The following is a 24,094-nucleotide window of genomic DNA, read 5'->3' as shown; positions in this document are numbered from 1 at the left end:
TTCGAAAGTAGAAATGAGTGAGTTATAAATTTATTTGACACTTTTCATTTGCTCACTTCTAAATATAAGAAAAATAGAGAGTTTACGTTCTTCTCATCTTCGTTATTAAGGTTTTATGCTTTAGTTGACTTTTATTGCAAATCTTTAGTTCAATACTTATTCCTATTCAGAATTCATCATTTAATTATTAATGAAATAATTATTATCAACGTCAGGTCTACTTACTCGGATCTACAGCATTTTTTATTCATTTAGCAGGGCGAGATATCTATGAAAAAAATATTAGGATTAGTTTTATCAACATTGATGCTTTTTTATGTGTCATTCGCAAGTGCGGATAAAGCTGTATTAGCGGGTGGTTGTTTTTGGTGTATGGAATCTGATTTTGAAAAATTACCGGGAGTGACTGATGTTGTGTCTGGTTTTACTGGTGGCACCTTAGAGAACCCAACTTATCGAGGCAATCATCAAGGGCATTATGAAGCCGTTGAAATTACTTATGATGCCAGGCAAGTGAGCTATCAACAGATATTAGATCATTACTGGGTAAACATTGATCCCTTTGATGGAAGAGGGCAATTTTGTGATAAAGGCGAAAGTTATTTAAGTGCTGTTTTTGTTGCAAACGAACAGGAGCGAGCATTGGCTGAAAAATCTCAACAAGCAGTGATTGCTGAGTTCCCTAAGCAAAAAGTTGTAACACCTATCTTAGATAGCAGTACTTTTTATCCTATTAAAGGCGCCGAAAGCTACCATCAGGATTATTATAAAAACAGTCCTCTACGTTACAAAGCATATCGCTGGAACTGTGGCCGAGACCAACGCTTAAAAGAGATTTGGGGTGATCGCGCTACTCACGGCTAATCTCATGTTGCTAACTGATAGCAGCACTTGAGTTAATAAAGCAATGAATTAATAGAAAGCAATGCATTAATAGAAAACGGCTAACTCAATTGAGTAGCCGTTTTTTGTTTTTAGTGGCAAAAATAAAGTAATAATATCTATTACTTATAACCATCCGTTATATCAAGCACCGTTAAAATAGTTATGACTATTATAATCTTTATTGTATTATCTTATTTAGACGTCTATACGGCCATTTATTTTAAAGGAACTGAAAATGTTTAATAAGAAAATCTCAAGGTTATTTTATCTTTTACCCTTAGCGTTTGGATTAGCAGCCTGTGGACAAGAAGAAAACACTGAAGTGATTAAAGTAGGCGCAACCGTTGGTCCTCATGCAGAAGTTATTGAAGCTGTCGCTATTGAAGCCGCTAAGCAAGGTTTGAACGTTGAAGTTGTCATATTCTCTGATTACATCACGCCTAATGCTGCGTTAGCCGATGGTAGCCTGGATCTTAACAGTTACCAGCACCAACCTTTCATGAGTAACTTTAATAGTAACAGCGAGCAAAAAATTGTTTCTATCGGTCATTCTATTTTAATGCGTATGGGTATTTACTCGACTAAGTACAAGTCGATCAATGATTTACCTGACAACGCAAAAATTTCAATTCCTAACGATCCAACCAATGGTGGTCGTGGTTTACTGTTATTAGCTGATGCAAAACTGATCACGTTAAAGCCAGATTCTGGTGCAAAAACGACGGTTTACGATATTGTTGAAAATCCTAAAAACTTTCAATTTATTGAAGTGGAAGCAGCGCAATTACCACGTACTTTAGATGATGTTGATGCATCGGTTATTACTATGAATTACGTTATGTCTTCGGGTTTAAACCCTGCTGAACAAGGTATTTATTTAGAAGCGAAAGATGCGGAGTTTGCTGTGATGAATGTTGCTGCGCGTGTACAAGATAAAGACAATGCAACTTATAAGAAGTTTGTTAAGATTCTTCAATCTGAAGCAACTCGTCAATTTCTAGATAAAACATACAAAGGTACCATTGAAGCTGCGTTTTAACCTATCAAGATAAGCACAAATAATCACTGGCTAACATTTCAAAGCCAGTGATTCCTGCCTCCTGTCACTAACCTTCTGTTCGTGTTATTTTTATGCTGTAATGCATTTTTAAATGTTAACGGCGTATTAAGATAAGTAACCGTTTCAACCTCTGTGCTGATTTAAAACATGAGTTCAATGAGTATTGATTCCTCTAATAGCATTGCGCTTAATAAAGTGATCAATTATTCAGACGAATTGACCTAATATAAATAAAAAATTAAAAGAGATTAAAATGAACGATTTACGCTCAAACTTGAGTTTATCTATTGAAGATGATGCAGCAAAAACCAGTGCGCTAATTGGTTATGGTTTGATGATTCTAGGTATGTTTACCGGCATATTTTGGTTAATCGGTGCTATTTGGGTAATGGTTAAAAGAGAAGATGCACGGGGTACTTTGTTTGAAGATCACTATACCAATATTATGAGTACATTTTGGTGGGTATTAGCTTGGTCAGTAGTGGGAGTGATATTAGCTTTCTTTGTTGTGGGTTACTTTGTTTTGTTTGTGACTTGGGTGTGGTCTATTTATCGTATTATTAATGGCTTAGCTAAAATCACTTCCAATAAACCTTATACAGCATAGTTAGAGAACTTATGAATTATCATTACCTGCCTATATATTTGGCTATTGTAGGTTTAGCAGTTTCTTATTTTCTTGGATACATGCCACTCTTCATTTTTGTTGTTTTTGCGGTTGCTAGCCTAGTGACTTATTTCATTTATGCAAAAGATAAAAAAGCAGCGCGTCTTAATCGATGGCGAACGCCTGAAAAAACCTTACACTTCTGTTCTATTTTATGTGGTTGGCCAGGTGCAATTATTGCACAACAAAGGTTACGCCATAAAAGCCAAAAGCAATCTTTTAGAGTGGTGTTTATGTTTACGCTGTTGCTAAATGTTGCGCTGATTGCCAGTCTTCATACGGTACAAGGTGCTACTTTATTACGTCAATTCACGCATCAATTACAAAGTCATGTAATCATTCATATCCACCAGCCACAGCTTCAACAAACGTTATCATTGCTATTAGCTTTTCGAACTGATGATTACATTTATAAACAAAGTGATACGTTTTATATTCGTGAAAGCCGCATAAAATAATGTGGCATTGCCTTGTCGCTCGTTACTATTATTAACCAATGTTATTGTCGCTCGTTTTTCTTACTGCTAGCAATTTTTAGCTGGTGGATGTCATCTTATAATCCAAATTTTTCACTGTGCTGACGTGATTAGGGTGAGACCATGGTATATTCAACCATAATTTTTATATGAAAAGCACTGGAGAAAAGATGTTACGTCTCGCTATTATTGGTACTAATTGGATCACTGAACGTTTTGTCGAAGCTGCGCTAGCATCTCAAGAGTTTGAATTAACAGCAGTGTATTCTCGAGATACAAAGCGTGCACAGGCATTTTCAGCTCCTTTTAATCGTGCAGCTGTTAGTTTTACAGATTTAACTGAAATGGCTAAAAGCGATGCCTTTGATGCCATCTATATTGCTAGCCCAAATTCACTACATTACGAACAAAGTGTGTTGATGCTAGAGCAAGGCAAACATGTCATTTGTGAAAAGCCTGTGGCTTCCAATATAACTCAAGCTGAACATATGTTTGAGGTTGCTGAAAAAAACAATGTAGTATTGTTTGAAGCATTTAAAACTGAATATCTACCTAACTTCGCTTTAATCACTGAGCACTTACCTAAATTAGGTCGCTTACATAAAGTCAGCATTAACTACTGCCAATACTCATCTCGTTATCAGCGTTATCTTGATGGAGAAAATCCAAATACCTTTAATCCTGCTTTTTCCAACGGCTCGATTATGGATATCGGTTTTTATTGTGTATCCAGTGTTGTTGCTTTGTTCGGTGAGCCATTAAAAATAAAAGCGAGTGCGCATTTACTTGACTCGGGTGTCGATGCACATGGTGCTGCTATTTTTTATTATCCTGATTTTGAAGTGGTGATCCGCCATTCTAAAGTCTCTGATTCAACGTTACCAAGTGAGTTACAAGGAGAGGCGGGAGTGATGTTAGTTCCGCATATTTCTGAGTGTGATCATATTTCCCTACAGCGTCGTGGAGAAGCAGCGCAAGAGTTTAAAGTTGCACAGGTTGAAAACACCATGACCTATGAAGCGAGCTTTTTTGCTCAGCAAATTAAACAGGGTAAATTATGTGAAAAAGCCAAGGCGAGAGCATTGAGTGTTTCTCGTATGACAACAGAGATCCGTCGCCAAACAGGGGTTGTTTTTCCGGCTGATAAAATTAATTAAGTTTATTAGCGATACACATAACTCTCTAATAAACGGTAAGAATAGACGCTGTTGGCAGTGACGAAAAAAGGCAGATAATGGGAACATTATCTGCCTTTTATGATTTAGCTTATACGTTAAGTTTTATGCGGTTGCTGAAGTCAGCTGTTTTGCTTTACGTGCAATGCGCATTTTTTTCAATGTTACACAAACTAAAGCGGTAACGACTGTGCCCGTTGCCATGCATATAATCGCCATCACAGGTTTGTTCATTGCGCCAAGTAATACAACAACTGGACCGCCATGAGCAACACTATTAGTGATACCGAAGGAGAATGCCATTACTGCGCCGACCATTGAGCCTAGTACGTTGGCAGGAATGACTGATAGAGGATCCTGTGCTGCAAAAGGGATCGCACCTTCAGAGATACCAACTAGACCCATCGCCCCGGCTGCTTTACCCGCTTCGATTTCACTGTCTTCAAATATTTCTAATTTACGGCCAATCACGGTGGCTAATGCCATACCCAGCGGAGCAATTGGAATAGCGACCGCCATTGCACCCATAAACTGAGTTTGACCGCTTGCGATCATGCCTACGGAGAATAGGAAAGCCACTTTGTTAAATGGTCCGCCCATATCAAAGCCAGCCATGCCGCCCAATACGATACCTAATAAAATGACATTACCGGTACTCATTTCAGTGAGAACAGCGTTTAACCATTCCATTAAATTGGCAATAGGTGCACCAATGACAAAAATAAATAGCGAAGCGATAAAAATGGTGCCTAAAATGGGCGCTATCATAATAGGTACAAGTGGCGCGACCATTTTGTGGTACTCACGTGTTGCAATAAAGCGCACAAAGTAACCCACTAATAGACCTGCAACAATGGCTCCGATGAACCCAGTTCCTGCAGAAGCATCATAAAATGAACCATTATTAGCAATCCAACCACCAATGAACCCTGGAGCAAGCGCTGCGCGATCACCAATGGCATAAGCAATGTAACCGGCCAGAATAGGGATCATAAGGGTAAAGGCAACGACACCTACATTAAGTACTTGATTCCATAGACTACCTTCAGGGATTTGCATGCCATTAGCTGTTGGCTCTCCCCCCAAAGCAAGCGATAGCGCAATCATCAAACCGCCGGTGACCACAAATGGGATCATATGCGATACACCATTCATTAAATAACGATAAAGGTTAGATCTACCTGAAATTACAGAGGAATTGTTTTGTGATGAGTTTTTTGAGTCAGCTTGGTAAGCAGGTGCATCCAATGCTTGTTGAATAACTGCTTTACCATTACTAATCGGCGCTTTTACTGGGGTTTGAATGAGCTTTTTACCATCAAAGCGAGCCATATCAACCTGCTTATCACTACTTACAACAATCGCCACAGCGCGTTCAATTTCTTCTGTTGTAGGTGCGTTTTTTACGCCAATAGAACCATTGGTCTCTACTTTAATTTCGTACCCCATTTGTGCCGCTGCTTTTTCTAATGCTTCCGCTGCTAAATAGGTGTGAGCAATGCCAGTTGGGCAACCCGTTACACCAATAATGAAGCCTTTATCCAAGGCGACTTTATCGGTTATTTCTTTTTTCTCTAATAATAAAGCGAGCGCCTGTTTAGTTGATGTTGCTTTATGCATTGCATCAATAAACCCATCTTCAATTAATTTAGAGGAGAGTTCTGCTAACACTTCTATGTGATGATCAAAACCACCATCGGGAGAAGCTATCATGAAAAAGAGTGTTGAATTTTTACCATCTTCAGCACCGTATTCAATACCAGATTTACTAATACCAATGGCTACAGCTGGTTCAATGACTGCCGAGCTTTTAGCGTGAGGTATGGCAACACCTTCTTCAAAACCTGTGTTATCAATTGCTTCACGCGCATAGACATCTTTTAAAAAGCTATCTGGGTCGCTTAGTTTGCCTTGTTGGGCTAATAGGTCGACCATCTCATTTAGTACTTCATCTTTAGTTGTGGCTTTAAGATTTAAGCATATCAACTTTTCATTAATCATTTGAGTAATCATGATTGCACCTCCTCTGTGTAAAATATTGTTTTAGTTTATGGAGGTAATTGTTAGATATTTTATGGATAAAAAATAGTGTACAGTAAATTCATTTACTGGATTATTGTACCCTGAATATCCCTTTGTGAAGTGGGTCACTGGGTGGTTCTATCGGTAACAAATACCAGGGGTTACTATATTGATATCACATTTAAACTTATTTTCCATTGACAATAAAAGTGAATAATAACCATGAGCCAAGTATTTATTAATGTATTAGAAGGTGTGTTGTCTGAAATAGAGCAGTTTAATCGAGTGTGGTTTGCCAGTGACCATTCAACACCTCCTTCATTTAGTTATCAGGTCAATTTTCCTCGTATGGAGTTTGTAATCACTGGTGAGTACATCAATCAAATTGAAGACCCTGAATTTGGTTTAACTGAGGTGAAAATATTACCCGGAGATATTTTATATATTCCACCTAATAGTTGGAATAAACCTGAGTGGAATAGCGACTGTAGTGTGCTTAGTTTATTATTTGGCAAGCGTCAGTTAGGGTTTAGTTTGGTGCAAAAGCGCAAAGGGGAGGAAGCCTTTTTTGATGTGCAAAAGTATAGCCTGCAAACTCGTACAGGCCATGCCTTGGATCATATTTTAAATGCGTTAAATACCTTAGCAAAAGAGAAAATTCAGCATCCAACTGGAGGACATTTATTGATGGCCCTTATGACCTATTGTCATGGTATGTTGCTATCTCCCGAGACCGCTAACCAAGGGCGCAGTGAAGATTTGTATCAGGGAGTCTGTATTTATATTCAAGAAAATTTTCATCGCCATATCAGTCGCGATAATATCGCTCATCATTTCAATGTTAGCCCCAATCATCTATCGCGTTTATTTCGTCAACAAGGACACATGCGTTTGGCTGATTACATTACATGGGTACGGTTAGAGCGTGCAAAATTTATGTTAACACGCTATTCATTTCGACTTAGCGAAGTTGCATTACGTTGTGGGTTTAATGATGTTAACTATTTCTATCGTGTTTTTAAAAGTAAATTAGGTCGTACACCGAGTGAATTTAGGGCGATCTACAGTGATCAACAACGACCTTCTTAATTCGGGTTACTGCTGTGGGGGATAAATAACCTCAAAGGGGTTATGGAGATTGTTCAATAGGCTGTTCGGTAGGCCGCATGAAACAAGCTAAAATGGCTTGTAATTGATCGCCCATATAATGATAAGTAATAAATTGTTTTTTATCAGCATTGAGTAAGTTAACTGCTAAATGCCGCACCGCTAAAATGGCTTCTTTAGTGCAAGGTTTGGGTAATAGTAACGCTACGATATGAGTCACTCCACCATGTGCCGACTGCCAGTCAATCACTGTTTTAGATGTTAAGCAAATCATCATTGGTTGATCAATATATTCACTCACTATATGCGGTAGGGCAATGCCTCCTGCCATATCAGTTGAAGACAATTGCTCTCTTTGTATGAGTTGTACCTCTATTTTTTTATAGTGTTTGATTGAAGCCATTTTGGCAATCAGTTTAAGGATGCGTGCTTTATCGACTATGGTGGCATCCTTAGCAAAGGGCATGATGTGGTAACGGTGTTTGGCGCTCATTTTATTGGGTACTGAGAAGTGATGAAACTGAAAGTTATCATTGTACATTGGCGAGCTTGAATGAATCGTTGCCGTGTATGTATCTGTCACCAATACACAGTATTGTTGTAAATATAACTTGAGTGCCTCAACCTGGGTTTGTAGATTCTCCCCAATAAGAAAAATTTGGCATAGATCAAAGGGCTTAAAAGCGAGACTAAGTGCTGCTAACTGGTGTTGTACATTGACTCGCTGCAACGTATCTATTTTGATTAACTCAGCAGCGCCTTGTATGTCACGTAAGCGCTGGTTAATACCCTTAATTAACCAAGCTGTAAGTCCACTTTCCCCTAAATACAGAGTAATACGTATTGTTGACATGATGATTAACTAGTTTGCTTGATACAATCTTGAATGACTTTATTTGGGTCAGTTAAGACTTCAACGATTGTTGTGTTAATTACTTGATATTGTTGGAATCGTTCAGCGTTTTCAATGTTGATATCGGACGCAATCAGAATCAGATCTGCTTGGTGAATATCTTGATGGGTTAATTGATTTTCAATACCCATTGCTCCTTGGGTTTCGACTTGTATTTGGATACCAAAACTGGCTGCAGATTTGATTAAAGCTTCCGCTGCCATATAAGTATGTGCAATGCCTGTTGGGCATGCAGTAACCGCCACCATTCTCATCTTATATTCCTGAATTGATTTTATTAAGGTTTACTGATTTTTTGAAAAAAACATTAACTGGGAGCTTAAGGCTTGAGAGGTGTTTATTCAATCATGTCGAGGTCTAGTTATGAAGAACATCACTAGACCTTATAAATAGTTACTATTAAAGCTGCTCAATGCATTGTGGAATGCTAACTCCTTTTAAAAAACACTGTTTTATTTGCTGCTCTTGTTGGTCAGATAAAATAATAGGTGGTTGATGAGCGGGCTCTGATTTGACTCGAGAACTTTGATTCGCAAGGTGTCGAATGACACGGCGGCGATATATCGCTAAGCGATTATATTGCACAATGAAACCTGATATAGCAAAAATCAAACACCCACAAATAATATAAAAAATTAGCATGTTGTCCTCCTGTTTATCGTTACCATCAGTCTACTTTGCTTTGTTGCACATTGACAAATTAATCGTATAGATAATAAAAATACGTTTAATAAAGTAGGTACCCTGATTTAGCTAGACCCTAAATGATAGCGTTGACTTAGTTCGCAATTACAATATTTAATAGCAAGGCATAACCTGTAAAATATGTTATATATCATTTATCTATAGTGCTGTTTAGCACTGTTTATTATTGCCACCTTTGCAGTTATAAAAACTTATTTCAATGGGCTTTTTCAAGCCAAATTATTACATTAAAGCTTACTTAAAGGACCTGCTATGCCTGTCGCGAGTGTTTTACGATTAATTTTATTAGCCTCTATTTGGGGCGGCTCATTTTTGTTTATGCGTCTGACTGCTAATAGTTTAGGTCCTGCGGTGTTAATTGAGGGGCGGGTATTAGCGGCGGCATTATTTTTGTTGTTAATGAGCCTCTATCTTGGTCGAAAATTACAGTTTATTTCTTATATTAAACATTTTTTTATTATTGGTGCCTTTAATAGTGCTTTTCCTTTTCTAATGTTTGCTTATGCAGCACAAACTTTAAATGCATCGACTCTTGCGATTATTAACTCAACAGCGCCGTTGTTTGGCGCTGTGATAGCCAGTTTGTGGCAAAGAGAACGTTTACCATTAAAAGCCTGCCTAGGTTTGTTAGTGGGTATGTTGGGTGTCTCGGTATTGGTTGGACAGCAAGCAATAGCTCTTGGTGAACAGGGGCTACTGGCTATCTCGGCCTGTTTACTAGCCGCTTTAATGTATGGGTTTTCTGCAAATTATACTAAGGTCGCACCTGTGGTAGCACCGTTTGAAAATGCACATGGCAGCATGTGGGCATCAGTGATTCTCGTATTACCATTACTTCCTTTTATACCTATTAGAGATCCCATTACTTTACCTATTAGTCTTTCGGTATTGGTGCTTGGTGTTGTCTGCACAGGTATTGCGTATTTATTATATTTTAAATTAGTGAAAGATGATGGTCCTGCATCGGCATTATCGGTGACCTTTTTAGTGCCGTTGTTTGGGATTTTATGGGGGCGTTTATTCTTAGGGGAAGCGATTGGCTTAAATACGTTATTAGGGGCAATATTAGTGATCACCGGTACCGTGTTAGTGACAGGGTTTTCATTTAAGAAGAAGTTACGCAAGGCTTATTAGCATTAGCAATGGAGTACTTGCAAAGATTCAAGTACTCCATTGCTATAATTTAAATAGCTATAATCTAAATTGCTTTAAAGGTTACTTGGTATTTACCTAGATCTTGATATTTAATTTCTGTTGTATCAATAGGTACTTCTATCGCACCAGCATAAGAGCCAGTGATGATAGCTTGTCCTTTTTTGAAGCTGACACCTCTATTTCGCATGAAATTAATTAACCAATAAACCGGTTTATGTGCCGATAGGTTAGGGTGCTTGCCATCGTAATTTTTTGTTTCAGGTTGTCCATAGGCTGCAATGGTAGTGAGATCAATATTGATTTCAGAGGCTTGGTAAGCTTGTTCTTTACTGATTTCAGGACCAATAAATATACCTTGGTTAAGTAGGCAATCTGCTAAATTATCAAAGAAAACAAGGTCATCATTAGGGCTGTAACGGCGTTGTAATAATTCTAGTGCCATATGGCAAGATACAATGGCATCATCGATTTCTTGTTCAGTATAAGCTTGTTCTCGAGCAGGTAAATCTTGGCCTAGGATAAATGCCACTTCCGGTTCAATTAACGTTTTGCCTGGTTGTGTTGGTTGGACTAGGCACTCTGCACCTTGTTGTACAGTACCTTCTAATACTGGTGCAACCACCATTTGCTCAGGGTTTAATGGCACTAAACATTTCCAACCCTCAATTTTAGAGCCGTTTTCTTTAACTGTTGTCATCTGTATTGCGAGTGCATCATCTAGGTTCGTCGGACGACAATCAGCCGTTAACATTTCACCTCTATGATTATTTTTACGTCTTGCTAATAGCTCCTGTGCAGCTTTGATACAAGCTTGATTGCTTAATGTTTGATTATTGTTGTCAGTCATTTTCAGTCTCTTGTTAGTTACGGCCGTTGCCAGATTAAAAGGGATTATACTTCGATAATATTAACGTAAATTAATTGAAAAGTTAGTATTTGTATTATTATATGCTCGTTGTGTCACTTTACATGGAAAATATTTCAATGTTCAAAGTGTCATCTGATGATTAATTTATCAGATCCCTGAGATAGGTTTTAATCTTATTCAATATTTTTAGCGATCGGACTGTGATTTCATCTTTGTAACTGATTAATGGAGGTACTTCATATGACTAAAAGGTTGAAGTTAATGCTTTGAAGTAAATGGTTGGAAAGTAGCGATATGTTTTGTTGTTTACTTTTAAAACGTCTAACATTTTTTATGGGCGGATTTAACATTGAAATGCATAAAGGCTATTCGTCTACCTTATTAATTAAGGGGTAGCTGAATAACCTTTTAGAAATGCATTTTGATTGTAGTTAGCATGTCGAAGCATTAATGCTGTGCCTTTGATAGCATGGCTTTAATACGATACCTTTAAAACATTACTTTAATTTTGCGATGACTCTTCTTCAATTAATATTTGTGTTGCTTGAATATTATGCTGTTGTAAAAAGCCTAGTAACTGCACCATATATTGCACATCAGCGGTTTTATCCGCTGCAATAACCCATTGTGTTGCAGGTTTTTCTTGTGTGATTTTAATTAACTTTTGTTGGAACGTTGGCCAATCTGCGTGTGCAACCCCATCAATCGCCCAGTGTGGTGCTTGATGAAGTAAATTAATGGTAATCGCCTTATCATCAACCACTTGGCTAGCACTGCTATCTGTAGTTGGTAAATCAACTTCTAATGACTGCAATTTAATATTTGCTGAGAGCATTAAAAATACCATCACAATAAAAATAATATCGAGTAAGGGAGTGAGATCAACTTGAAATGATTGTTGATCATTGGCACGTTGACTTCTAATCACGAGTTAACTTCCTGCGTTGTTGCGATAGTTGTTTTTGCAGTGCGTTTTTGCTCAGGGAAACTAACACCTTGTAACCAAAGGTTACAAAAATTAAGTGTAAATTCTAAACGATAAGTTACTTTATTTGCCCATAACCCTAATAGTTGTGCGCCACAAATAGCAGGTAATGCAATTAATAAACCCGCGGCAGTGGTGCGCATTGCAATGCCTAATCCATCAGCCAAGTCATTGGGAGTGACTGAACCTGTGGTTAAAGCTATGGCTTTAAACATCTCAATTAAACCTAATACGGTACCTAATAAACCTAGTAATGGGCTGATCACGCCAATCAAGGCTAATAGCTTTAATCCGCTGTGTAACTCTTGACGCTTATCTTGTACCCAAATGCTGGCAGTATCTTCACGCAATTGTTGGCTAAAGTGTTGATGCGAAAAAAGCATTGCGATACCGCGTTTAGCAAGATTTTTTTCTGTTTTTAGTTGCACGCTAAGCGACTGTAATTGCTCGCTTTGCTTTGGGTCATGGCCTTTCAATAATTGTGTAATTTCTTTTTTGCTTAATGAACCAAAGCTTAATAATTTTAATAATCGTTCACTTATGATCATTAACGTTAAAATCGAGCAAATTAATAATGGCCAAGTCATTAAACCAAGTTGTTGTTGTATTAAATTAAATAAAGTCATGATTAATCCAATTGAAAGCTAATAGGGACATAAATACGATGTGCAACAGTTTTCCCGTTGACACTATGAGGTGAAAATCTCCATTTTTTAATGGCTTTTAAAGCTGCAAGATCCAGTACTCTTGCGCCTGAAGAATCTTTTAATAATAATTTAACTTGTTTACCTTTCTCATCTAACCACACCTCGTAAGTGACAGTGCCTTCGATCCCTTTTCTTTTTGCTAAACGAGGATATCTAGGTGGTTTAGGTTTACTTAAAAAACGACTTTTTTGTATCAGCTGCGGTTTACCCTGTAAACCATTGTCAGTTTTTACAACTTGTTTCGCATTGACTGTCTGCTTTGCTTTTGGTGCTGCCGTTGGTTGCTCTATCTGTTTTGTTTCTTTCTTTGCCGCCGCAGTCGCGGTTGGTTTGTTAGATTGTTGTATTTTTTTCTTTGGTTTCTTTACTGGTGCCGCTTGCTTCTTTACTTTTTGGGTCGCTTTAGGAACCTGCTTTTTCTCTTTTTTAGTCACGCTCTTTTCTTTAACGATTCGCTTCTTAACTGTCTTTTTGGCCACTGGTTTGGGTTTCGCTACTGTAGGTGCTGCTTCTTTTACTGGAACTGGCGGAGTTTCTGTTTGAACGGGTGTTGTTTCAACCTTTTTAGGTGTTGGTTTTGGGGTACTAAAACTAATGCTAACACTTTGCGATTGTTGGCTCATAGGTTGTGCCATTACTGGCTGATCAAACAGTGGGGCAAAAATTAAAGCATGAATCGCGACAGACAATATTCCAGCACTTAGGTAACGAAACATAACGATATAACTCCAATATAAAAATTCTATTCGGTAACAGGACTCATTATCAATTAAATTAACAATGAGATCAATTATCATTTGTATTAAGTTTATATTTTTATTAAGATATATCGTCAGTAATGATAATAGTTATCATCTTATGGTTGATTTTATTTGTACTTTGGATAAAAAAGAGACAGATTGTTTCACTGTTTTACATAATGAGGGCAGGTTGATTGCTTTTTAAAGGTACCTAGGCAGAATTGGAAAATGTAATATACCTGTTACCAATCAAAATATATTGCATTGGTACATGGAGTATTCAATTTTCAGCTAAGGTGGCATGTAATGAAACAATCAATTGTAAATCAGTCGGCGTTAGATGAAGGAATATTAAATAAATCTCAAGCTGATCTGCTTTTAGAGTCTGAAATTCTAGATTTTATAAACGGTAAAAAAACACTACAACTAGCGACCGTTGATGTGAAGGCTAAACCTAATGCGAGCTATGCGCCTTTTGTTTACTTGGAGCAGAGTTTTTATGTATTGATTTCGGAATTGGCTAGACATACACAAAATATATTAAACAAGCCCAATGCTTCTTTGATGTTAATTGAAGAAGAATCGAAAGCTAAGAATTTATACGCAAGGGTACGCTTAACCTTTGATGCTGATGCCATGATCGTTTCACGTGAAACGCAACAATGGCAAGATGTAATTGAATTGATGATTAACAGACTAGGTGACACGGTACAGGGGCTGAGTCAATTCACAGATTTTCATTTGGTGAAGCTGAAAGTAGAACAGGGCCTTTATGTGAAAGGATTTGGTCAGGCTTATCAAGTGTTAGCTAATGATTTAGCTGATCAAACTCGTATTAACAAAGGTCATAACAGTGCTTAATGAGAAGTTGTTAATTTTCATTAAGCTATCATAAACTATTACCTTTTTTTATTTTTTATCATTCGTTTATCGATGGCTACTCCGTCATCCCAGTTACTTGCTTGCAGGGGACTTAAGTCCTTAAGTTCTCTGTGAGCCTCCTCTTTATCTTTAATACCCATTATTTAAAAGTGACACTCTCTTTTACACCTTCCCTAGAAAATTAACGCGGTTAATTATTTGCACTGTCTTTGGTTATGCACTGTTTTTAGTTACACCTAGTCTTGAACTTCATGCTTGCCTCACAACTTGCCCTGTGGGTCATTAGCTCGAAAAGCAATTCTGCGTTGCAACATTCGATAAGGACTAACCATTGTCATCATGTTACGCCTTGCTGTCCAAGCTAACGACTGAATAAAGCATCTCGATTGATAACGGGTATAGTTAGGTGTGATGTGGATAACTAATTCTCTTTTTATTCACTAAACCGCTCACTTTAAAGAATTGTTTTATTAGCTTCAATCATCACTGTTGCATTATTATATTCTACAAGTGAAGAATATTGATTCGCACACGGAAGGTTACGATGAAGCAAGTGAATAAAGTAGGGCGCCCAAGTGAAAATAGAGATAATCGAGCTAAGCTGATCAGGTCAGCGAGGGAACTCTTCGTAGAGCAGGACTACGACAAAGTATCACTTCGTGAAATCGCTAAAAAAGCACAAGTAGACAGTGCGCTTATTCGTTATTACTTCCAATCTAAACTGGGTTTATTTATGGCGATGCTTAAAGAGACTGCAGCGCCTGTTACCGAACAATTAAGCAAAGCAAACCAAAATATTGATGAAAAAAGTAGTGAGTTATTAATGATGACTTACTATCGCGTAATGAGTGAAAACCCGGATTTTCCTAAGTTAATGTTTAAAATCGCTTCAACCCCAATCAGCGATAAAAATATCGATTTCAAAATATTCTGGATCAAATTTTTCGTCCAAAACATATTAATTTGTTTGCTTCAATGCAGCAGCTGGGACTACTAAAAGACGGAGTAGACCCGCTGTGCACACAAATTAGTTTTTTCAGTATGATGATTTTTCCATTTCTTATTCCTGAACGGATAAAAAATACGATAGGTATCAAAATAACTCCTGAATTTATGTTGAAGTTAGGGCAGCAAAACGCCCAATTATTACAGTATGGTTGCTTAAATACGCCTAAAAACAACACTATTGAGAGTGATAAATAATGAAAATGAGCAGTAATAAAAAACGCTTAATGATCCTTGGTGTATTGGCCGGAATTATTATCTTAGCATTATCAATCTTTTTCAAATCTTCACCAACGATTCAACCTAATTTCGATAAAGCACGGTTAGTTTTGGTACAAGCATTAAAACTACAACCAGCTGCACCTTTGGTTCTGGCCTTTGGGCGTGTTCTGCCTAAAACGACTTGGCAAGCGATTGCTGAAGTGAATGGTAAGGTTATTTACCGCCATCCAGGGCTAGAGTCTGGTCGCCTATTAACGGCGGGCACACTGGTATTAAAAATTGATCCATTTGAATACGAGTTAAAAAAAGCACAAGCTATCGCGAACGTTAATGCCAGTAAGGCTCAGTTAACACGTTTACAGCAACAGCAGAAAAATATCAGTGCTAGTTTGGCGATTGAGCAGGAGAAGTTACAATTAGTTGATCAAGAGTATCGTCGCAAACTATCGCTAAAGAAAAAGAATCTTATTTCTAACTCTGACTTGGAAACGCAAAAACAAACTTTACTGGCACAAAAAAACGTGGTTTTAGATTTAAACAGTACGTTAAAACTTTTGCCTGACGATAATAAAGTGGCTTTAGCAGAGTTGAATGTTAATCAAGCCATGTTAGATGATGCACAAAGACAATTACTGAATACTCAAATTACATTGCCCTTTGATGCACGTATTGCGAATGTTGATGTGGAAAATGCACAGGTGGTTGCATTAGGTGGCGTGTTATTTGAAGCGTATAAGTTGGGCACTGTAGAAGTTAAAGCTGAGCTCTCTTTGCAAGATGCAGATATCCTAATGAGCAGTGTTCAATCATTTCCAACACAAGTATCGCTGCCGAACGTTGAAGAGCTTCGCTTTGACGCCAGTATAGATTTACAAATTGGTGCAAAGCAACATCAATGGCCAGCTAAATTGACACGTATCGCTGATAATATTAATGCTGAACAAGCAACGATTGGTTTTTATCTAGAAGTTGAGCAGGATATTACACAGTTTCAGTTAGGGGCTAAGCCTCCACTTACTAAAGGCATGTTTGTTAGTGCTAACATCCACGGTTTTGCTTCTTCGCAATTTATGATCCCAGAAAAAGCATTACACGGTGACCTCGTTTATATAATGGAAGAGAATAAACAGCTTGCGATGCGTAAAGTACAAGTGCATTTTAGAAATAAACAAGGTGTTGCTATTAGTGGAGATATAAAGGGAGGAGAGTGGTTAATTTTAAATGATTTAGTGCCCGCGATCCCTGGGATGACATTAAAAGTACAGGCACCGCAAAAAGATGCGATGTCAGAGCAGGAGTCGCCTCTGTGATTAAATTTTTTACCCGCCACCCTACGCTAGCTAACTTAATCATGCTAAGTTTTTTTGTGCTTGGTTTAAGTAGCCTTAGTAGCATTAAGCGTGAAACTTTCCCTGAATTTTCTTCATCTTATATTATTGCCAGTGTTGTTTATCCCGGCGCCTCTCCCGCAGAAGTGGAGGAGAGTTTATGCCTGCGTATGGAAGATGCGGTTGATGGATTAAGTGGCATTGAAGAAGTCACCTGTGATGCACAAGAAGGCTCTGCTTCATTGAGAGTGAAAATGGCTGATGATGCAGATGTTGGCCGCTCATTAGTTGATATTCAAACTGAAATAAATGCCATTAAAGATTTTCCAACACAAATAGAACCACCCACTGTTAAAGAGCTTGATTGGGCAGAACCAGTGGTTGATATCGCTGTTGCTGGGGACGTAAGCTGGCCGCATTTAAAGGCTTATGCCGAAGCGTTAAAAAAGCGTTTAAAGTTAGACTACGATGTAAGTTTGGTGAGTATTTCAGGGTTTTCAGATCATCAGTTTAAAGTGCAACTGAATTTACAAGATATGCGTCGTTTAGGGTTAACGGTGGCAGAGGTTGCAGATAAAGTTGGCCGCCAAAATGTTAAAATGCCTGCGGGTACTGTGTCTTTAAGTGATAAGGAGTTATTACTTCGTTTTGACCAAAGAAAAACAACTACTCAGGCTTTAGGCAACATGATTATTGCTTCACTAGGTGATGGTGGGGTGGTGCGTTTAAAGGATATTGCAACGTTACAGGATGCCTTTGAGTTTGATTACAATAAAATCCTGTTTAATGATAAACCGGCGGCTATTTTAAAGATTAAAAAAAATAAAGCAGATGATGCGTTACGCATTAAAGAGCGGGTTAGTGCTTTTGTAGAAATGGAACAAAAAACAGCACCAGAAGGGATCACGCTGACTTTAACTAATGATATGTCATCTTTGTTACAAGATAGGCTGTCGATGTTGCTGAAAAATGGGTGGCAAGGGATCATTTTGGTCTTTTTATCGATGTGGTTATTCTTTTCGTTACGCTATTCATTTTGGGTATCCGCAGGGTTGCCTGTCTCCTTTATGGGTGGCTTGTTTTTAATGAGTGCATTTGGTGTATCAATCAACGTGATGTCTTTAGTTGGCCTGTTAATGGCGATTGGGATCTTGATGGATGATGCTATTGTGATCGCAGAATCGATTGCTGCACACATCGAAAAGAAGCTTAGTGTTAATGACGCAGTAATAGAAGGTGTTAAGAAAGTGGCACCCGGTGTTATCTCTTCCTTTTTGACCACTATTTTTATTTTTGGCAGTTTATTGTGGTTAGACGGTCAAATGGGGAAAGTCTTATCTGTGGTGCCGATGGTATTGATCATGGTGCTCAGTATCAGCTTAATTGAAGCTTTTTTGATTTTACCTAATCACCTAAACCATTCATTAGCTAAACCAGAAAAAATAGATTCTACATTTAAATTCAAACGTGTCTTTTTAGCTAAATTTGAACACTTTCGACATGTTACTTTAGTCAATAAAGTCGCCTTTGTAGTGCGCTGGCGTTACCTGAGTATTGGTATAACGATCGGTTTACTATTAACTTCTTTTGCATTAGTCGCTGGTGGGGCATTAAAGTTTTTAGCATTTCCTGCGTTGGATGGGGATATTGCAGAAGCGAGACTTATTTTACCGCCAGGCTCAACGTTGCAACAAACAGAAGCAATCGTCGCGAAGGTGATCAAAAGTGCACAAGTTGCTGGACAACAAGCGACGCAAGAAAACCAGGAAGGTGAATCGTTAATCAAAGATATTACTGCACATTATAACTCCAATGCTGATGCCGGGGAGACTGGAGCACACGTTGCTACGGTGCGCTTAGATCTATTATCTGCAGAAATCCGCAATACTTTAATCAACTCTTTTATGGAATCCTGGCGTTTGCAAACAGGTGAGTTGGCAGAGCCTTTGTCCTTAGTTTTTAAACAACCTGCAATGGGACCAGCTGGGCGTGATATTGAAATACGTTTACAACATGAAGATTTAAACGTGTTAAAGCAAGCATCGGTTGCTTTACAGGGTTACTTAAGCCAATTCTCGGGTATCAATGGTATTTTAGATGATATGCGTCCGGGTAAAGAAGAGGTGGTTATCACCCTTAAACCTGGCGCGGAAAACTATGCGGTAGATGGGCAGATGATTGCCAATCAATTACGAGCTGCGTACTTCGGGCAAACCGCAGATGAAATCCAAGTGGGCTCAGAAAACATAGCAATACAAGTTTTATTGAATGAACAACAGGCGGGTAACTTACAAACACTTGCCAATTTCCCAATCATGTTAGATCAAGGTGGGCAAATCCCATTAAGCGCTGTTGCTTTGCTGCAAAGTGATCGCTCCTACGTGCGTATACAACGTATTAATAGTCAGCGTACTGTTACAGTGATGGCTGATGTCGATAATAGAAAAGCCAATGGCAATGAAGTAATAAGTAACATGCGACTTAATTATTTGCCTGAATTACAACAACAATTCCCTGGTTTAAAAGTTGATTTTGAAGGTGCGGCTAAAGAGTCAGCGAAAACAGGTAGCTCATTACTTAAAGGTTTTATGATTGGTCTATTTGGTTTATTTGCTATTTTAAGTTTCCAATTCCGTAGTTATTTAGAGCCCTTTGTGGTGATGTTAGCAATTCCATTAGCCTTAATTGGTGTGCTCTGGGGGCATTGGTTAGTAGGGTATAACCTCTCAATGCCTTCAATTTTAGGATTTATATCATTAGCAGGCATTGTGGTTAATGATTCCATATTATTAGTGCAATATATTCGACATCACATCGATCAAGGTGCTGATGTTTATGATGCTGTGGTGAAAGCTAGCCGAGACCGTTTTAGAGCGGTATTTTTAACCTCATTAACCACTGCGGCGGGCTTATTACCTTTGTTATTGGAAACGAGTTTACAAGCGCAAATAGTGAAACCGATAGTGATCTCTATTGTATTTGGTATTTTTACTTCTACTTTATTAGTCCTATTTATTATTCCAAGTGCGTACGCGATCCTTGCGGATTTTGGGTTAATACATAAGCACAAAGACTTAAGTGAAGACCATTAATTGCTGCTCCCTTTACAAAAAACAGAACTGGAAGAAGTGGGGCGTTTTAAACACAACTTTACACAGTTGTTTAGGGAAGTTCGTCTTACTTAGGTGAAGCTGCTCTTGGTCGACACCATGCAACCAAGGCAGTTTAAAATAGCGTTCGAAGTGTTGATAAAGAGGCGTTGCGATCAACCACACCTCATTCTCGCGAATCTGTTTCTATTTAACGAATAAATCTGCGTAAATAAGGTGTTGTATCGCTGTGCTTATCCAGAACTGAGGTTATTTAGACTTTAAACTGCCTCATCAATTGCTGTTGTTGCGCAGATAATATAGCAATATCTTGGCCTATTTTTTCAGCTTCTGTCGATGACTCTAGAATCACTTGACTGAGGTCTCGAATATTTGAAACATTACCATTCACTTCACTTGAGACAGAATTTTGTTCACTTGCTGCATTAACAATTTCATTACTCATACGTTCAATATCGACAAAAAATAATGAAATATCTCCCAAACAGCTAACAGCTTGAGTTACTTGTGTTGCCGTTTCAAGAGCGAGCTGATTACCTTCGGTAATGGCATTAGTGACACTGTGAGTACCTAATTGTAATTGCTCGATGACAACCCTTATTTGATCGATAGAGTCGTGAGTTCTTTGTGCCAATTGTCTTACTTCATCCGCGACTACTGCAAAACCTCTACCTTGTTCACCTGCTCTAGCTGCTTCAATTGCAGCGTTAAGCGCTAATAAGTTGGTTTGTGCTGAAATACCCTCAATAACTGATAATATATCGCTGATATTGACACTATTTTTCTCAAGCTCATTAGCAATCGGCACTGCCATTGCCATTTTTTCTACCAATTCCTGCATTGAGTCTGCTGATTGCTGTACCACAAGGTGACCAGTTTGAGTTAACTTTTCAGCCTCGCTTGCCATTACAGCCGCTTTATCTGCATTTTCTAATACTAATGCAGAAGTTTGTGTCATCTCCTCTGATGCGGTTGCAACCATATCAACTTCTTTAAATTGCGATTCACTGCCTTTTCGAGATTGTTCAGCTATGTTTTTTGCTTCTTTTGATGTTTTGCTCAGAGCATCTGAAGTACTGATGACATCTTTAATCGTGTCTTGTATTTTATCTAGAAAGCGGTTAAACCATATTGCAAGTTCACCCACCTCATCTGCTGAACTGACATCAAGGCGCTGTGTTAAGTCACCTTCACCGCTGGCAATATCTTTTAAACGAAGGGCAACGTTTTTAATTGGAGCAACTAATTTAAGTGCAGCAAACCAAATAATAATTAAACCAATAAGGGTAACAACGATACTTGTTATAATTTGAACTTTAAGCGTTTGAGCGACTTGTTGTTCAATTAAATTATTGAGTGAAAGTGCATCCGCTAATACTTCACCTTTTGGCATTGTTATAATAATACCCCAATTTATAGCATGTAGTTTGATAGGCATAAATACAGTTAAAAACTGTTGGTCAGCACTCCATTTAGATTGTGTTACACCCGCACTTAACCATTGTTGTAGTTGTGGCTGAGAAGTGAGCTTGCTAAATGTAGGTATATTTCCATCTGCAGCAACTAGTAGTGCATTACTGCTGACAATTTGAACTTCGCCTGCACCATTAAATAGTGCTTGATCTGCTTGTTGTGCAAACTGTTTTAATATGTCTATTTTAAGATCAATACCGGTTACTCCAATAATTTCCCCTTGTTTACGCAATGGAACAGTAATCGTTGTTACTAAACTTCCTACGCCAGCATCATTAGATAAATAAGGATCGATGATACACATGCGATTATTATCAATACTGCAGGTATACCAACTATTTTTGTCTTGGCCATTAGGAAGTGGGGATTTGTCATTTAATTGTTTTTCAGTTTTGATACTTAAGGTTGCTTCATTGTTATCATTTTTATACCAATAAGGAGAAAAGCGACCTTTATCATTTGAACTTACGTAACTGGCGTCAATATAATTACCATCTTCACTATCAAGCATATCAGGAATGAAGGTAGTGAATGCTGCATGCATGTTATCGAAGTTTTGTACGGAACGTTTCAAGAGCTCCGACACTGATACTCTTAATAGTTCACTGCTAGTAAAGTTGTCTTCGGCATTTAACTGTAAAAACAGAATACTTTCAGCTAGCATTTCAGCACGGTAAGCCGCTTCATCTAAATATTTTTGCACGATTGATGCTTGTGTATTTGCTTCACTCATTAGCAAACTTTCAGATTTATCAGCGACTGATTTACTACTCTGTACTTGTATTATTTTTTGATTAGAGGTTGAAGATACGAGGGTAAAACCGATTAATGAGATGGCTACAAATAAAATACAAATTCCAGAAAGCAAAGTTATTTTCCACTGTACTGATAATGAGTTCATGTTAATTCCTTTTAAACTAAAAAAATGGCTATTTGCTATATTTCAAACTAAACAGCCTTTATTGGGTTTCCTATCCTATAGAGAGTGAGTGAACACGTTATAATAAACAGATGTTTGATCCACAATTATGGAAACCTTATTGGGTCAGTTATAATTTTATTATTAAAAGCCAAGAGTAAGATATTATCAACTTAATTACCTAATACTAGTTATAAAAAGAGAGTGTTAGCTATAAAATTGCTTTTGTTTGTTTATTACTAGGTAAACTCAGATAGAATATCTAAGTTATGGTCATTTGGCATAGGCCTCATATTAAACACTATTAAGTTAAAAATAGCGTATCTAAAAAGTATTCCGAATCAACATAGATTTATTTAAGAAATTAAACTGAAAATAGGTTCAGATTTAGCTAAATTATTATTAAGATCACTTAACTGTTAGAATGCGACTTACTATTTTATTTTAGACTCTCTCGGAAATTACTATGTCAGCTCCTGTACTTAATTCGCTTGAAGATTTTTATAGATTACTGTCAACTCAACTTGAGAGTAATGGGGTGGTGAAGCTACTCTTGAGCAAATATCGAGGTCAAGATAAAAGCTTAAATCGGCTCAATATTCGACCACTTACTTTGCAAAATGAAGCGGTATTAAGTTTTGTCTATGAACATCAAACGAACCATATTACTAAAAATCATAACCATCAAAATGGGCTACTTGAGATCACTGCACTTTTGGGGGATGACTTCAAAAGTGCCTATCTAACGCTGCAGGATTCAGAAATCCAATTAGAGTTTAGTAAAAAGGGTAAGTTAAAAATATCGCAACATAGAGCCAAGCAAATACAAGCTACGCCAGCTACTCATAATCGTGAGAAACATCGTTATGTAGACATTCAGCGTCCTTTTTTAACAGCACTAAAAGTCACTGATAAAAACCAAAAATTGATCCCTGCTATGTCTAATAAGTGGAAGCAAATCAATAAGTTTATTGAAATTTTTAGCCAAGCATTGGAGGTTTCTCCAAGGGATACAAGCACAGCACTTAACGTTGTTGATTTTGGATCTGGCAAAGGTTACTTAACCTTTGCTATTCATGATTATTTGCGCCATACATTACAAAATGACGCACAAGTTACAGGGGTAGAGTTACGTCAAGCTTTAGCTGATTTATGTAATCAAACTGCGGCAACATTAGATCATCAGGGGTTGGATTTTGTGTGTGGTGATGTAAAAACCCATGCGCCTAAACAAACTGATGTCATGATTGCATTGCATGCCTGTGATATTGCTACTGATTATGCCATTCATTATGGGATCCGTGCCAACGCCAGTATCATTATGTGTTCGCCATGTTGTCATAAACAGATCCGCCCACAAATGCAAAGCCCGGAATTATTTCAACCAATGTTACAATATGGTGTGCATTTAGGTCAGCAAGCAGAAATGGTAACTGATTCGTTAAGGGCTCTATTATTAGAGGCTAATGGTTATACTACTAAAGTATTTGAGTTTATTAGTTTAGAGCATACCAACAAAAATAAGATGATTTTAGCGATCAAAAAGCCATCAACTAATGCCAAAGAACAAGCTAAAATTTTAACTCAGATTACTAATATAAAAACCTATTATGGGATCCAAGAACATTGCTTAGAAAGCTTGCTTAATGAAAGCTTAATTCAAAGTTAAATAGCTTTAAGTGAACATGAG

The 24,094-nt window shown here is 37.8% G+C and carries 21 protein-coding genes; 12 read left to right on the top strand and 9 right to left on the bottom strand.

Features of this window, described 5'->3' with window-relative positions; genetic code table 11:
* The first annotated feature begins 270 nt into the window (after positions 1-270).
* The 5 genes from msrA (at position 271) to H592_RS0114135 (ending at position 4,245) form a co-directional block, all read left to right on the top strand.
* Positions 271-864: a peptide-methionine (S)-S-oxide reductase MsrA gene (gene msrA, locus H592_RS0114155; protein ID WP_028869335.1), complete on the top strand. Its 594-nt coding sequence runs from the start codon at positions 271-273 to the stop codon at positions 862-864.
* A 256-nt stretch (positions 865-1,120) separates the two neighbouring features.
* Entirely contained in the window at positions 1,121-1,924 is an 804-nt protein-coding gene (locus tag H592_RS0114150; RefSeq protein WP_037071884.1) for a MetQ/NlpA family ABC transporter substrate-binding protein, read from the top strand.
* A 274-nt stretch (positions 1,925-2,198) separates the two neighbouring features.
* Complete coding sequence (locus H592_RS0114145; RefSeq protein WP_028869333.1) at positions 2,199-2,552, top strand: DUF4870 family protein; 354 nt, start codon at positions 2,199-2,201, stop codon at positions 2,550-2,552.
* Positions 2,553-2,563: 11 nt separating this feature from the next.
* A complete protein-coding gene (locus H592_RS22415; RefSeq protein ID WP_051369185.1) occupies positions 2,564-3,070 on the top strand; it encodes a DUF1294 domain-containing protein in 507 nt (168 codons plus the stop codon).
* 188 nt (positions 3,071-3,258) lie between these two features.
* Positions 3,259-4,245: a Gfo/Idh/MocA family protein gene (locus tag H592_RS0114135; protein WP_028869332.1), complete on the top strand. Its 987-nt coding sequence runs from the start codon at positions 3,259-3,261 to the stop codon at positions 4,243-4,245.
* A gap of 123 nt (positions 4,246-4,368) precedes the next feature.
* Here H592_RS0114135 and H592_RS0114130 read toward each other — a convergent pair whose 3' ends face one another.
* A complete protein-coding gene (locus H592_RS0114130) occupies positions 4,369-6,276 on the bottom strand; it encodes a PTS fructose transporter subunit IIABC (RefSeq protein ID WP_028869331.1) in 1,908 nt (635 codons plus the stop codon).
* A 231-nt stretch (positions 6,277-6,507) separates the two neighbouring features.
* Between H592_RS0114130 and H592_RS0114125 the strand changes: the two genes are divergently transcribed.
* Positions 6,508-7,374, top strand: a complete 867-nt coding sequence (locus H592_RS0114125) for a helix-turn-helix transcriptional regulator (protein WP_028869330.1) — start codon at positions 6,508-6,510, stop codon at positions 7,372-7,374.
* 40 nt (positions 7,375-7,414) lie between these two features.
* Here H592_RS0114125 and H592_RS0114120 read toward each other — a convergent pair whose 3' ends face one another.
* The 3 genes from H592_RS0114120 to H592_RS0114110 all read right to left on the bottom strand — a co-directional run bounded on the left by H592_RS0114120 (position 7,415) and on the right by H592_RS0114110 (position 8,947).
* The gene (locus H592_RS0114120; RefSeq protein ID WP_028869329.1) at positions 7,415-8,245 is read right to left on the bottom strand and encodes a PTS sugar transporter subunit IIA; all 831 of its coding nucleotides are present in this window, start codon (positions 8,243-8,245) and stop codon (positions 7,415-7,417) included.
* Between the two features lie 5 nt (positions 8,246-8,250).
* The gene (locus H592_RS0114115; protein WP_028869328.1) at positions 8,251-8,559 is read right to left on the bottom strand and encodes a PTS fructose transporter subunit IIB; all 309 of its coding nucleotides are present in this window, start codon (positions 8,557-8,559) and stop codon (positions 8,251-8,253) included.
* A 145-nt stretch (positions 8,560-8,704) separates the two neighbouring features.
* The gene (locus tag H592_RS0114110; RefSeq protein ID WP_028869327.1) at positions 8,705-8,947 is read right to left on the bottom strand and encodes a hypothetical protein; all 243 of its coding nucleotides are present in this window, start codon (positions 8,945-8,947) and stop codon (positions 8,705-8,707) included.
* A gap of 315 nt (positions 8,948-9,262) precedes the next feature.
* Here H592_RS0114110 and H592_RS0114105 point away from each other — a divergent pair, with 315 nt between their 5' ends.
* Entirely contained in the window at positions 9,263-10,144 is an 882-nt protein-coding gene (locus tag H592_RS0114105; RefSeq protein WP_028869326.1) for a DMT family transporter, read from the top strand.
* Between the two features lie 64 nt (positions 10,145-10,208).
* Here the strand turns inward: H592_RS0114105 and H592_RS0114100 are convergent, their stop codons facing one another.
* The 4 genes from H592_RS0114100 to H592_RS0114085 form a co-directional block, all read right to left on the bottom strand.
* On the bottom strand, positions 10,209-11,012 hold the full coding sequence (locus H592_RS0114100) for a hypothetical protein (RefSeq protein WP_051369184.1): 804 nt from the start codon (positions 11,010-11,012) through the stop codon (positions 10,209-10,211).
* A gap of 523 nt (positions 11,013-11,535) precedes the next feature.
* A complete protein-coding gene (locus H592_RS0114095) occupies positions 11,536-11,961 on the bottom strand; it encodes an ExbD/TolR family protein (RefSeq protein WP_028869324.1) in 426 nt (141 codons plus the stop codon).
* On the bottom strand, positions 11,958-12,644 hold the full coding sequence (locus tag H592_RS0114090; protein ID WP_028869323.1) for a MotA/TolQ/ExbB proton channel family protein: 687 nt from the start codon (positions 12,642-12,644) through the stop codon (positions 11,958-11,960). The genes H592_RS0114095 and H592_RS0114090 overlap by 4 nt, the downstream gene beginning before the upstream one ends.
* 2 nt (positions 12,645-12,646) lie before the next feature.
* Complete coding sequence (locus tag H592_RS0114085; protein ID WP_037071883.1) at positions 12,647-13,441, bottom strand: energy transducer TonB; 795 nt, start codon at positions 13,439-13,441, stop codon at positions 12,647-12,649.
* A gap of 330 nt (positions 13,442-13,771) precedes the next feature.
* Between H592_RS0114085 and H592_RS0114080 the strand changes: the two genes are divergently transcribed.
* The 4 genes from H592_RS0114080 (at position 13,772) to H592_RS0114055 (ending at position 19,994) form a co-directional block, all read left to right on the top strand.
* Positions 13,772-14,326, top strand: a complete 555-nt coding sequence (locus H592_RS0114080; RefSeq protein ID WP_037071882.1) for a pyridoxamine 5'-phosphate oxidase family protein — start codon at positions 13,772-13,774, stop codon at positions 14,324-14,326.
* A 565-nt stretch (positions 14,327-14,891) separates the two neighbouring features.
* Positions 14,892-15,344 (top strand): TetR/AcrR family transcriptional regulator, encoded by a 453-nt coding sequence (locus H592_RS23340; RefSeq protein ID WP_028869320.1) that lies wholly within the window; start codon positions 14,892-14,894, stop codon positions 15,342-15,344.
* Positions 15,345-15,549: 205 nt separating this feature from the next.
* Positions 15,550-16,884 (top strand): efflux RND transporter periplasmic adaptor subunit, encoded by a 1,335-nt coding sequence (locus H592_RS0114060; protein ID WP_245600431.1) that lies wholly within the window; start codon positions 15,550-15,552, stop codon positions 16,882-16,884.
* A complete protein-coding gene (locus tag H592_RS0114055; RefSeq protein ID WP_028869317.1) occupies positions 16,881-19,994 on the top strand; it encodes an efflux RND transporter permease subunit in 3,114 nt (1,037 codons plus the stop codon). The genes H592_RS0114060 and H592_RS0114055 overlap by 4 nt, the downstream gene beginning before the upstream one ends.
* 271 nt (positions 19,995-20,265) lie before the next feature.
* On the opposite strand, the gene H592_RS0114050 is transcribed toward H592_RS0114055, so the two are convergent.
* Entirely contained in the window at positions 20,266-22,386 is a 2,121-nt protein-coding gene (locus tag H592_RS0114050) for a methyl-accepting chemotaxis protein (protein WP_028869316.1), read from the bottom strand.
* 484 nt (positions 22,387-22,870) lie between these two features.
* Here H592_RS0114050 and H592_RS0114045 point away from each other — a divergent pair, with 484 nt between their 5' ends.
* Positions 22,871-24,073 (top strand): class I SAM-dependent methyltransferase, encoded by a 1,203-nt coding sequence (locus H592_RS0114045; RefSeq protein ID WP_028869315.1) that lies wholly within the window; start codon positions 22,871-22,873, stop codon positions 24,071-24,073.
* The last annotated feature ends 21 nt before the right edge of the window (positions 24,074-24,094 follow it).

This window comes from Psychromonas arctica DSM 14288 (genome assembly GCF_000482725.1).
Taxonomy (GTDB): domain Bacteria; phylum Pseudomonadota; class Gammaproteobacteria; order Enterobacterales; family Psychromonadaceae; genus Psychromonas; species Psychromonas arctica.
The sequence above is the reverse complement of the archived record's forward strand: the minus strand, read 5'-3'. Positions and strand labels throughout refer to the sequence as shown.